Source organism: Candidatus Ruthia magnifica str. Cm (Calyptogena magnifica) (assembly GCF_000015105.1).
GTDB classification, from domain to species: Bacteria; Pseudomonadota; Gammaproteobacteria; order PS1; family Pseudothioglobaceae; genus Ruthia; species Ruthia magnifica.
On record NC_008610.1, the window covers coordinates 906,949 to 919,098 of the forward strand.

The 12,150-nt window shown below is 32.8% G+C and carries 13 protein-coding genes and 1 tRNA gene; 3 read left to right on the forward strand and 11 right to left on the reverse strand.

Features of this window, described 5'->3' with window-relative positions:
* Positions 1-8 precede the first annotated feature (8 nt).
* From oadA to infA, 4 genes are all read right to left on the reverse strand, one after another.
* Entirely contained in the window at positions 9-1,838 is a 1,830-nt protein-coding gene (gene oadA / locus RMAG_RS04215; RefSeq protein WP_011738190.1) for a sodium-extruding oxaloacetate decarboxylase subunit alpha, read from the reverse strand.
* Positions 1,831-2,085, reverse strand: a complete 255-nt coding sequence (locus tag RMAG_RS04220; protein ID WP_011738191.1) for an OadG family protein — start codon at positions 2,083-2,085, stop codon at positions 1,831-1,833. The genes oadA and RMAG_RS04220 overlap by 8 nt, the downstream gene beginning before the upstream one ends.
* A gap of 23 nt (positions 2,086-2,108) precedes the next feature.
* Positions 2,109-2,193 (reverse strand) — tRNA-Leu (locus tag RMAG_RS04225).
* A gap of 7 nt (positions 2,194-2,200) precedes the next feature.
* The gene (gene infA, locus RMAG_RS04230) at positions 2,201-2,419 is read right to left on the reverse strand and encodes a translation initiation factor IF-1 (RefSeq protein WP_011738192.1); all 219 of its coding nucleotides are present in this window, start codon (positions 2,417-2,419) and stop codon (positions 2,201-2,203) included.
* A 169-nt stretch (positions 2,420-2,588) separates the two neighbouring features.
* Between infA and metF the strand changes: the two genes are divergently transcribed.
* A complete protein-coding gene (metF, locus tag RMAG_RS04235; RefSeq protein ID WP_011738193.1) occupies positions 2,589-3,410 on the forward strand; it encodes a methylenetetrahydrofolate reductase [NAD(P)H] in 822 nt (273 codons plus the stop codon).
* Positions 3,411-3,778: 368 nt separating this feature from the next.
* On the opposite strand, the gene RMAG_RS04240 is transcribed toward metF, so the two are convergent.
* From RMAG_RS04240 to RMAG_RS04250, 3 genes are read right to left on the reverse strand one after another with little or no spacing between them, the layout of a single operon-like run.
* A complete protein-coding gene (locus tag RMAG_RS04240; RefSeq protein ID WP_011738194.1) occupies positions 3,779-4,222 on the reverse strand; it encodes a hypothetical protein in 444 nt (147 codons plus the stop codon).
* Between the two features lie 38 nt (positions 4,223-4,260).
* Positions 4,261-5,007 (reverse strand): uroporphyrinogen-III synthase, encoded by a 747-nt coding sequence (locus RMAG_RS04245; protein WP_011738195.1) that lies wholly within the window; start codon positions 5,005-5,007, stop codon positions 4,261-4,263.
* 3 nt (positions 5,008-5,010) lie between these two features.
* A complete protein-coding gene (locus tag RMAG_RS04250; RefSeq protein ID WP_011738196.1) occupies positions 5,011-5,604 on the reverse strand; it encodes a hypothetical protein in 594 nt (197 codons plus the stop codon).
* Between the two features lie 59 nt (positions 5,605-5,663).
* Between RMAG_RS04250 and RMAG_RS04255 the strand changes: the two genes are divergently transcribed.
* Positions 5,664-6,617 (forward strand): calcium/sodium antiporter, encoded by a 954-nt coding sequence (locus tag RMAG_RS04255; RefSeq protein ID WP_011738197.1) that lies wholly within the window; start codon positions 5,664-5,666, stop codon positions 6,615-6,617.
* Positions 6,602-7,072, forward strand: a complete 471-nt coding sequence (gene tsaE, locus RMAG_RS04260) for a tRNA (adenosine(37)-N6)-threonylcarbamoyltransferase complex ATPase subunit type 1 TsaE (RefSeq protein ID WP_011738198.1) — start codon at positions 6,602-6,604, stop codon at positions 7,070-7,072. Before RMAG_RS04255 ends, tsaE begins: the two co-directional genes overlap by 16 nt.
* Positions 7,073-8,087: 1,015 nt before the next feature.
* On the opposite strand, the gene RMAG_RS04265 is transcribed toward tsaE, so the two are convergent.
* From RMAG_RS04265 to RMAG_RS04280, 4 genes are read right to left on the reverse strand one after another with little or no spacing between them, the layout of a single operon-like run.
* The gene (locus RMAG_RS04265; protein WP_011738199.1) at positions 8,088-9,788 is read right to left on the reverse strand and encodes a cobyrinic acid a,c-diamide synthase CobB; all 1,701 of its coding nucleotides are present in this window, start codon (positions 9,786-9,788) and stop codon (positions 8,088-8,090) included.
* Positions 9,789-9,810: 22 nt separating this feature from the next.
* Positions 9,811-11,013, reverse strand: coding sequence for an NrfD/PsrC family molybdoenzyme membrane anchor subunit (gene nrfD, locus RMAG_RS04270; RefSeq protein ID WP_011738200.1), 1,203 nt, complete (start codon positions 11,011-11,013; stop codon positions 9,811-9,813).
* 25 nt (positions 11,014-11,038) lie between these two features.
* The gene (gene dsrO, locus RMAG_RS04275; protein WP_011738201.1) at positions 11,039-11,770 is read right to left on the reverse strand and encodes a sulfate reduction electron transfer complex DsrMKJOP subunit DsrO; all 732 of its coding nucleotides are present in this window, start codon (positions 11,768-11,770) and stop codon (positions 11,039-11,041) included.
* Positions 11,767-12,150 carry a hypothetical protein gene (locus RMAG_RS04280; RefSeq protein WP_011738202.1) on the reverse strand — a complete coding sequence of 128 codons (384 nt, stop codon included), beginning with the start codon at positions 12,148-12,150 and terminating at the stop codon, positions 11,767-11,769. Before RMAG_RS04280 ends, dsrO begins: the two co-directional genes overlap by 4 nt.

Consider the following 12,150-nt stretch of genomic DNA (forward strand, 5'->3'; position numbering starts at 1 on the left):
TTTACAAATCATACGAGTGTTAATAAAGTTTGGCCTACGTCAACTGTATCGCCTTCCTTAATCTCAATACCAGTCACAACACCGCTTTTAGCGGCCTTAATTTCAGTTTCCATTTTCATAGCTTCAAGAATAATCAAAACATCGCCTTGATTAATTTTTTGATTCACCTCAACCATTACTTTCCAAATAGCCCCTGATAATGGCGCACCAATAGACTCACCCTCTGTTATTGGTGCTGTGTTAAGTATTTCTTTTTCTATTAGCGTTGATGTTTTTGTTTGATCAGAAGATGTCTTCATTGAAGTAATATTACCCCCTGCTGAAACGTCAACAGTATAGGAATTACCTTTAAATGAAATGGTATAAGTCCCTTCATTTTTATTAGGTTTTTGGCAATTATTACCTGCTTGTAGCACTGGCTCAAAGAAATCAGAATTATTTCTATTTTGTAAAAATAAGATACCTACTTGCGGAAATAATACGTAAGTTAATAAATCATCAACTTTGTCTTTAGACAAAGTAATTCCTTTTTCAGCAACAATTTTATCAAATTCTTGCTCAAGAATATGCATTTCTGGTGCAATATTATCAGCAGGTCTGCAAGTAATCAGTTTACTACCATCCAAGACCTTAACTTGCAAGGCCTGATCAACAGGTGCTGGTGTTGCACCATATTCACCTTTGAGCACACCAGCAGACTCTTTAGTAATCGTCTTATAGCGTTCACCAGTGAGTACATTAAGTACAGATTGTGTACCCACAATTTGAGAAGTTGGTGTTACTAATGGGATATAGCCCAAATCCTTACGTACACGTGGAATTTCAGCCAACACTTCATCCATCTTATCAAGTGCACCTTGTTCGCGTAGCTGGCTTTCCATATTGGTCAGCATGCCACCTGGAACTTGGGATAATAAAATTCTTGAATCTACCCCTCTAAGTGAACCTTCAAACTGCGCATATTTACAACGTACTGGTCTAAAGTAAGCATCAATCTCTTCTAGTTTTTTCAAATCTAACCCTGTTTTTCTTGGACTATTTTCTAAAATAGAAACCACAGAATTAGTCGCACTATGACCATAAGTCATACTCATAGAGCCAATAGCAGTGTCAACACGATCAATGCCAGCTTCAACAGCTTTAACAATGGTAGTAGTGGATAATCCAGTTGTTGCATGAGCGTGTAATTGAATAGGAATATCAACAACTACCTTTAACTCTTTAACCAAATCATAAGCCACATACGGCTGCAATAAACCTGCCATATCTTTAATACAAAGAGAATGTGCGCCCATATCTTCAATTTTCCTAGCCATGTCTAGCCAAGTTTGAGCATTATGCACTGGGCTGACTGTATAAGAAATAGTGCCTTGAGCATGCATACCTAATTTAATGGTTTGGTCTATTGCAGTTTTAAGATTGCGAATATCATTCATCGCATCAAAAATCCGAAACACGCTTACACCATTTTCAACACTTTGATCTACAAATTTACGCACCACATCATCACTATAATGACGATAGCCTAACAAATTTTGGCCTCTAAGCAACATTTGCTGAGGTGTGTTAGGCATTACTTTTTTAATCTCACGGATTCTATCCCAAGGATCTTCCCCTAAATAACGAATACACGAATCAAAAGTCGCTCCACCCCATGATTCCATTGACCAATAGCCAATTTTGTCTAATTTGTCTGCAATTGGCAACATATCATCAATACGCATACGTGTTGCAAATAAAGATTGATGCGCATCTCTAAAAACAAGTTCGGTAATTTCTACCTTTTTGCCTTGTGCACTATCTGATTTTTTAGTTAATTTTTTAAAAAAATTAAGCATAATCTTTATGTCCCCTATGCATTTTAATTGCTTGCTCAATGACAAATTTAGTCTCCTCATCTATCTCATCTTCAAGTTCAGAATTGTTATTAAAATCCTGCTGATCATGAACTTTACTTTGAAATTTTTGAATAATCATAGACATTAATTTAGTAACGCCAACCAACAAAGTTAAAAACAAGAATACAAATCCCATACCAAACAAGGTTAAATTAAGTGCTTGAACTATAAAATCTGTTTGTTCCATATTATAATTTTTTTATATTAATTTGGTACCGATGGACGGAATCGAACCGTCACTCCAGAAGGAACCGGATTTTGAATCCGGCGCGTCTACCAATTCCACCACATCGGCAATATTTTTATTTGTGTCTAAAAATAATTCTTCCTTTGGTTAAATCATAAGGCGTCATCTCAACGGTTACCTTATCACCTGGAAGAATACGAATATAATGCTTGCGAATTTTGCCAGAAATATGCGCCAAAATACGATGACCATTTTCTAACTCAACCGTAAAAATCGTATTCGGTAATTTTTCTTTAACAACACCTTCTAACTCAATGTAATCACTTTTTGACATAAATCGCTATAAATTTACAACTAAATAAATTCGGTTATTTTACCCGATTGTTAGAGGATAGTTAAAAAATCATAAATCCAAAATATAACTTTTACAGAAATTGGAAGCCCTTAAATCTTAATTGAATCAGTTATAATAAGGACACTTTTATTATGGATGTATTGCACTAATGAAAATCAGTTTTGAGTTTTTCCCGCCCAGAACAAACCAAGCTAAAGAAAAACTAAACCAAGTTAGACAAAGTTTAAGTGTGGTATCGCCTGAATATTTTTCAACCACTTTTGGTGCAGGTGGAACAACACAAGATGCAACCCTAGGAGCGGTGTTAGATATTCAAAAAAATGACAACATTCCAGCTGCACCACACCTATCCTGTATTGGCTCAGAAAAGTCTAACATTGTTGAATTATTAGATCAATACAAATCTACAAATATTAATCGTATTATTGCATTAAGGGGCGATATTCCTTTAGGTATAGGCGATATTGGTGATTTTCATTATGCCAATGAATTGGTTGAATTTATCAGATCTGAATATAATTACTACTTCCATATTGAGGTAGCAGCTTATCCTGAAATGCACCCACAAGCCAAAAATATTGTAAGTGATCTAACACACTTTGTTAACAAGATTAAAGCAGGTGCTAATGGTGCAATTACACAATACTTCTATAATGCTGATGCCTATTTTAGATTTAAAGATGATGTACAAAAATTAGGTGTGGACATCCCGATTACACCAGGAATTATGCCAATTACTAACTACACTCAATTGCTTAACTTTTCTAATATGTGTGGCACACAAATTCCAAAGTGGATTTTAGAACGACTCAAACTTTATGAAAACGATCTAGAATCGCTTGGTGATTTTGGTTTTGATGTTGTTGCTAATTTATGTCAAACACTCAAAAGCCAAGGTGTGAATAGTTTTCACTTTTACTCAATGAATTGTGCAGAACCTTCTCTTAAACTAGCAAAAAGTATCATATAATTACTTAACGATGGATTTTATTCTTTCAAGGCATGTTAATAAGGCATAGTTTTATAGCTTAGACGACTGTTAACTAACTATGAAACCCACATAACAATTTTCTATTAACACTTAGATAAATAATAATGAGTTAAATTCTTTTTAACTTTAGTATTTACTGAACAGAACGCTAATTCATATTGAGTTTTAATTGGACTTTTATTTTTTAATAGTTTCAATTTTTAATGGCTTATCCTCGGTGTTAAAAAGTTCCGAAAATTACAACATAAAAAATAAAGTACAAATAATTAATAACGTTTTATAATTAAAAAATTATATCTAAAAACCTCCGATGTGTTTTATCATAAAATTTACTTTAAATCATCAACCTAATTTAAACTAGATTGATTTCTAATCCAATACTGAAGTTTATGTAAAGGCTCTTTGTCTTGTGCGTGGCAACACTTCTCAAGCACATATAAACGACTATCTAATTCTTCAAATACCATAACATAGTGTTCATTCTTTAGCTCTTCTTTGTAAAGTTTAGATTTAAGCGAAGTGATAATGCTGATTAACATTTGTTCATTTTCTTGTTTAACAGTATCGGCTGCACAAGTTTTAAACATAGCATTCGCTTTAATTTGTTGCATTTTTTGTATATGTTTATCTTGTTCTAAATGCAAGTTTATTTTAGGATAGGCCAACCTAATACTATCCGTTGTTACGTAACCTTCATGAGTTTGCAGTTTGCCAGAATTAATTTGTACTTGAATTTGGGCGCGACTCACCCCAAGCTTTCGTGCTGCTTGTGAAACGCTTAATTTAATCACATTACTCTCCAAAAAAAATCATCAAAGTGATTGATAAATTAACTGTATTTTACTGGTTTGTCAAGTGTATTAAGATTTGTTAATACTGAAATAATGCCATTATTACTAGTATTCGGCGTGACTAGCACTTTGTTAAATCCAATTGAATTGACATAAGTTTTTATTCTATCACTTAAAACAACTAATAAATAGTTTTTAAGCCTATCAACATCAAGAATCTGACTGGATATTTTCACTAGTAATTTCATACTATCTATACTAGTAATGCTAATAACGCCTTCATTTCTTGATAACAATTCATCAAGTGATTGACGATGTAAAGAGTTAATATTATGATTCACACGTTCATACACTTCAACGTATTCAACTTGATTATTTTGTTTAATTAGTCCTTGTTTTAAGACTTCTCTACCACTTTGACCTCTAAAAATTAGAATTGTTTTATGATACAATTGAGCTACGCTATCAAGTGCTAAGAGCGCTTCACTGGAAGCTTTTTTTCTAGGAAAATCATCAATCTCTATATCATTCTCGCTTAATTTTCTAGCAGTAGCACTACCCACTGCAAAAATCTTATGATAACTAATTGTTTTAAGAATTTTTAAGCCATATTCAACAGCATTGACACTAATAAAAATAATCACATCATAATAATTATTTTCTACCTTAGCATCAATAGAGTTAAGCTTTAATGTTGGAAACAAAAGTGGTTTATTGCCACTTTTAGTCACCATAGATTGTAACTCTTCTACTTGTAAAAGTGGTCTAGTTAATAATACATTCACTAATTAGAATCCTAATATTTCAGCAATAATTCGTATTTTATTCAACGTTTCACTTTCTGCATGTTTGCAAATAAGTACAGTTTTAGTGTTAATAAGCAATATATCTTGCAAAAAATTCCGAATTTGCTTTTCATCCAAAACGTTAGAAGTGTAACGAATGGGCAATTGATTAAAATGTAAATATTTGTTTGTAATTAATTTGGTATTTAAATCAAGTTTTAGTTTTTTATTAGACTGGAGGCATAATTGATAATCACTTAATATCGTCATTACTTCATCACTTGGCTGCTCATCAAGTTCACAAAATAAATTAAACTGAGACCGATATTGATAAATCAGTTTAAGTTTTGATGTAAGTTGAGTTACATCTAATAACTGCGCCTGTTCAATGGATATAACCAATTCAAACACTTCATCAAAGTCTTCTAATTCTGTAAATATTTGCTCTAGATCTTCTTCAGTATCAATTTTTAAAGCCAAAGCTTTGAATAAGATTGAGTAATAGTCAAAACGCCATTCATTAGGCAAATCATCAGGGTAAAAATCATCAAGTAAATCTAAGCCACTACGGCCAATTAAGAATTCTGTTTTGTTCATTTGGATTTATATGTCTTTATAATAAGTGAAAATTTTATACAAAGATTTCTTTATTAATTATGTCGAATATTCTACTACCAATTATTGCTTTATTATCAGGATTTGTACTTTTAATTTGGAGTGCAGATAAATTCACTGAGAATGGGACAAAAATTGCTAATATTTTCAAGATATCGCCACTCATTATTGGATTAATTATCTTTGGGTTTGGCACTAGTACGCCTGAAATGCTAGTGTCAGCACTTGCTGCTATAGAAGGTAATACAGGACTTAGTATTGGCAATGCTATTGGTTCTAATATTTTCAATATTAGCCTAGTATTAGGTATTAGTGCAATTATTAGCCCAATTGAAGTACAAGGGGATGTTTTTAAAAAAGAATGGCTATTTTTAATGGTTGTCACACTTTGTTTGGGGCTATTGTTGTGGGATTATCGTCTTGATTTTACAGATGGTATGATTTTATTGTCTTTATTGGTTTTATTTTTTGCTTATACTATAAAGCAAGCAAAAAATAAAATGTATCACGAATTTGACGAATTCGAACACAATGTAAGCAAAACTCAGGTTAAAAAAACTTGGATAATGTTGATTGTGAATTTGGTGAGTTTGATCTCTAGCGCAAAACTTGTGGTTTGGGGCAGTATAGAAGTGGCTAAAGTATTTGGTGTTTCAGATTTAATTATTGGGCTTAGTGTAGTGGCACTAGGTACCGGTCTACCAGAACTGGCAGTATCAATCACAAGTGTTTTAAAAAAACAATATGCAATGGTGATAGGCAATGTCATCGGTTCTAATTTATTTAATACCATTGCGGTATTGGCTATACCAGGATTGATCCACCCATCAGATGTACCAGTAGAGGTTATTAGCAGAGACTACCCAGTCATGTTATTGTTGACTATTCTACTGTTTATTGTCTCTTATAAATTTAACAAAAAACACATTATTAATCGTTTTAAAGGGTTTGTTCTTATTGGTATGTTTGGTCTTTATATATGGCAATTATTTTGAAATTAACCCTTCACAGTGAATTTGAGACTTATGATTTTGCGCATCAATTGGCTCAATGTGCTCAATTAATTAATAATTGCATAGTTATTTATTTAGAAGGTGATTTAGGAATTGGAAAAACTACTCTAGCTAGAGGATTTATTCAATTTTATGGGTTTGATCGAGTTAAAAGCCCCACCTATTCTCTGGTAGAAAGTTATATTAATGACAAAGTCAATATTCATCACTTTGACTGTTATCGATTAAGCGATGCACAAGAATTAGAATATATTGGTATTCGAGAATATTTAGCGCCTAATCACATTCAACTGATTGAATGGGCAAATTTAGGCAAAGGTATGATTGCTCCAGCAGATATGGTAATTAAAATCACTAATGATTTTGATAAGCGTGAACTGGAAATTATTGCATATACACAAGTTGGAAGTCAGCTACTCACATGCATCAATTTATAAGAAATCTCAAATACAATTTCTTTTAATTCAATAAACAAAGAGGATTTGTTTGTATTGAAAAATACATTTATTCGTCTTATTCTCTTTATTAGTAATGTTTATGCAAACAATAAAACCACGTTATTTAACTTTCATTTTTGAACATCGCCTAAGCGAGCTAGAATTGTCATTAATATTAAGCCAAATATTAAATTTTCAATTAATGGACAAAAAAATAAGTTGTTTTAAAAATTAAAAATCACTTAATCGAACTTATAAAAGCTCTTTTATCAAGATCAGTACATTGGAAAAATACGTTAATATTTACGTTCGAAACTGCTAAAAAATTACACCCTAAAGCTCAATAATCAGGGAACCAACCAAGTAAGGTTAAAAATATAACAAGTCATGGTCATGAAAACTCAGATACGCTGGGTTATCGGTATTTAAAAGAAAAGTATACTAACCCTGAAAATTACTCAAAAATCAATCGAACCGAGGCATGAAAACCATCTTTATTAGACGATGGATTATTATGTTAGTTTGACTAAACCAACTATGCTTCGTTATTTATTTCAATTCATAATGATTTGATTCAGTCAAATGTACAAAAACTAGAAGTGCTTCAGTTTATACTTTGTCAGAACGTGACGGCTCAACCAAATTTGCTAGAGATTTAGAAAAATTGAAAAATATAGCTGATCAATTTGTGGTTAATGAGGCGTTAATTAAAGAAGATCAATTTGAATAAAATTTTATGGAATTTTTTAGAAAAGATCTAGACATTCAAAGTTAAAAACTAGGATTTAAAATTCTCAAACGAATAAGTGAGGGTTTTAGTTTATTTGTATAAAAAATATCGCAAAAGGTAGATTTTGTTATCTTAAAAACACCTTTTATTCTTTCTGTATTAGTTGAAACTGCGTTTATTTCTAACCCTGAAGCCGAACGACTTAACAATTCAAAACAATAGGATAAGATTGCCAGTACAACTTATCAAGACATCCTAGATTATTACAAATAAAACCTGAATGAGCTATTTTTTATTTGATTTATCAGGTGCATGTCCTTCTTTTGGCGGCTCGTAGTTTGGATCATTTGGGTTCATAAATATAAAATGATAATCGCTATCTTTATCTATTTTGTCAAAATCCACCACCATGCCTTCAAGCAGTGTTTTCTGCTCATAAACAAAAATATACTCAATATCATTAGATTTAAGATGAATATCATTGTCATTGCGAGCATCAAAGCCCATTAGGTATTGGAAGCCTTCATCAGTTTTATCAACAGCAAAACGAATTAATAGTCCCTGTGTTTCTAGATTATAGGCTGATAAAATAATTTCATTCGCTGCTTTTTTTGTAATTATAATCATGATTTTTTTTTTAATCTTTCTTATAAAGTTAACAAATTGTACAACCCACGCATTACCAGTTACATTACGTAAGTGTGTATACGAAGCCAAAAGATTGTGCTTAATAATGCCATCAAACTTATTATCTATACCCACACCGCGCAAAACCTTAAAAGCATAACGTGTATTGACGTTAATATTTTTAAGCTTTGAGTAATGAAACTCGTGAGCATAAATACGCTTAGACACGTTAGACCAACAATGCTCATCGGTTGGTGTCAACTCAACATAACCCCTACCAACAGGTTTGGGTGTCATATACGTATTTGCATCAATCACACCTACCATTGGATGGGTTTGTTTATTATAGGTAATACTGTTAGTTAAATACATCAAGCCACCACATTCAACATATGTTGGCAAGCCTTGCTCTATTTTGGTTTTAATATTTTCTAGTAAGAGTTGATTGGCATTTAACGCTTTAAGTTGCATTTCTGGAAAACCGCCGCCGATAAATAACCCATCACATACTGGCAAATTATGATTTTTAAGTGTGTCAAAATATTTTATGTTAACACCTAACGACTCAAATTTATCCAAATCATCTTGATAATAAAAACTAAACGCTCTATCTTTAGCAATAGCAACCGTGATTTTTTTCTTAATTGTATTAGTATTAATAATTTGCTTATTAAATTTAATACAATTTAAATTCATTAATACGTTAAGGTCAACTTGATCTATAATAATACTAGCAACTTTGTTGATAAAAGTTTGCAATTGTAATGTTTCATTGACAGGTATTAAACCCAGATGACGCTCATCAATCACTAGTGATTTAGAACGACGCACGCAGCCTAACAAAGGAATATCAGTATAATACTCAATAGCTTGAATTAATTTTGACTCATGGCGCTCACTGGCTACTTTATTAAGGATAACACCAACAATATCTAAATTTTTATCAAACGCCTGATAGCCACTAAGTAATGGTGCCACACCACGGGTAATACCTGTGCTGTCAATCACTAATACCACAGGAATATTTAACAATTTAACAAGATCGGCATTGGCATCACCACCAGTAACACTCATACCATCAAACAAGCCCTTATTGCCTTCAATAATAGTAAGATCACTATTGACACTTTGATTGTTATACAATTGGATGATTTCATCATCAGTCATGTTGTAAAAATCTAAATTATAGCAAGGAACGCCACTGGCTTGAGTAAGCCAAATAGGGTCAATATAATCAGGTCCTTTTTTAAAGGTTTGAACCTTTAAAGATTGTTGTTTAAATGCAGCGCACAATCCCAAACTAATAATAGTTTTACCTGAGGATTTATGAGCAGCAGATAAGTAAAATGATGAAGGCATTATCTACCCTATTATAATCAAATTAGCTTTTATAGTGCGGATCAGCCACATCATCAGCCAAACTCTCTGGCAAGAATGCTAAAAATTTAACTAAGAATGTCACTACAATGATTGCCAAAGCAATGCCACCAATACTAAGAAAAATTTCTGGTAACGAAGCTGAATATTGAGCAATACCACCATAACCTTCTAAAATTTCTTTACCTGGAAATAATTCCATAGGATATTCTTGACCACCGATGATAATAACATACAACTGAATAAGTCCACCAATAATAATTAACACAGAAGCCAAGCCTAACATTGAGCGATTACCCTTAGTGGTCGGATGATAAATCAATACTATTGGAATTAGGCCGCCTAAAATAATTTGCCCATACCAAAATAATTTTGTATAAATACTGCCATCAAAAAGAATAAAACTTTCAATACCCATATTTTCTGCTAAGTACAAACTACCCAAATGATATATAGTCACAAAATACATTACCGCTGCGACAAACACACCCAAAAGGTTACTCAAACGATTAACCACAGCATCCCCTAAAAGCCTGTTAGTCCACTGGTAACTTACTATTAAAATAAGTATGAAAAATGCTAAACCAAAAGCAAAAGACATAATGATAAACATAGGCGCCATAATAACAGCGTCGTAAGCCTGTTTAGCAACTAAAAATCCAAAAATAGAGCCTGTGCCTGTGGTTAAAATTAAGCGCCAACCAAAAGCGATCAAGCCAGCTTTTCGGCTAAATTTATTCATGCGGCGTTCAAACAGTAACCACAAATAAACAGCAACCACAACAAAAAAACCATTATATAAAATAATGTTCCAAGCAAAAATTGATTTAAAATTATATTCAGTCATGGCAATAATCAAACGATCTGGACGACCTAAATCAAGCACTAATATCATTAAACCACCAGCTAATAACGATAACGCAACTAAGCCAGATAAGCGTGATAAGGGTTTATATAATTTTTTATTAAACACAGAAGAAATTGAAGCCACGTTTAGCGCACCACTCGCCGCTACTATCAAAAACAAGGCAAACACATGTGGCATGCCCCATACAATACGATTGTTCATACCAGTCACAAAATGACCATGATGCTCCATATAATATGCACTACCTAATGCAGTTAAAATTAAAATCAACAGTCCTGCAACTAGTATATAGAATCCTAAACTTTTTCCTTCAATTTGTTCAAAACGAATATTGCTCATAAAATTTCCAAATTAAATTTATTATTTAAATACCACTATAGCGCACGCCAGTATTTAAATTAAGATCTGCTCTAATTTGTGTAGATTGAACTGTTTTCAAGGTTTGATTAATTTTACTTGACACGTCATATAAATCACCAAAAATAACAGCATCACTGTTTACACTTTCAACACAAGCAGGCATCTCACCTTTGTCAACCTTGTGTACACACATTGTACAAGATTCAACAGTGCCTTTACCACGAGGCATGTGTTCTTTTTGATTGTTTAGTGTCTCATGTACAAACGAGCGAGCGTCATATGGACAAGCCATCATACAATAACGACAACCAATACATAAATGCTTATCTACCAATACAATCCCATCTTCACGCTTCATAGAGGCATTTGTTGGACAAACATCAACACAAGGTGGCTCTTTGCAATGTTGGCACATCAATGCAAGATTACTAACTTTACCAGTGGCTTTATCTTTAACCTTTAGTTTTTTAATCCAGTCTGGTTTTTGATTGTCTGTTGAGTGTACCTCAGAGCCCCATCCTTGCTCCTTTTGACAAGCGCTAACCATGCCATCAATATCAACTTCACTTAACTTATTAGTATCAATCAACATACCCCAGCGTTTTTCATTGGTCACCGGTGTTTTATTAGTACTGGCAAACGCTGTCAAGGTAATACCACTAGTAACTATAGCAACACCAATTGTTGTTGTGCTCGTGGTTTTAATAAAATCGCGACGATTTAATATTTTACTCATAATGAACCTTCCTTTGGTTTCGTGCGGTGACAACTAAAGCAATCAAGACTAACACCGACTTGTTCATGACAATCTGAACAAAATTGATCCTTCTTATTAACTGAATAGTACTGATTGATTGTCTTATTTTTATTAGCATGGCACGACACACAACCTTTTAAAGAATATTCATTCGTTCGTACACCTTGGCGCAAGGTTTTATCACGCTTATGACGTAAAAATTCAGGATGCATTTTTCGAATAATCGAAATACTTTCATGAAATACTTTGCCAGATGCCTTAATAGAATTGGCTTGCTCACCAAGATTATCATGTTCGTTAGTATGCGCAAACACATTACCTATCAACAAACTTAAAAAAACAACCAGCAAATGATTCAT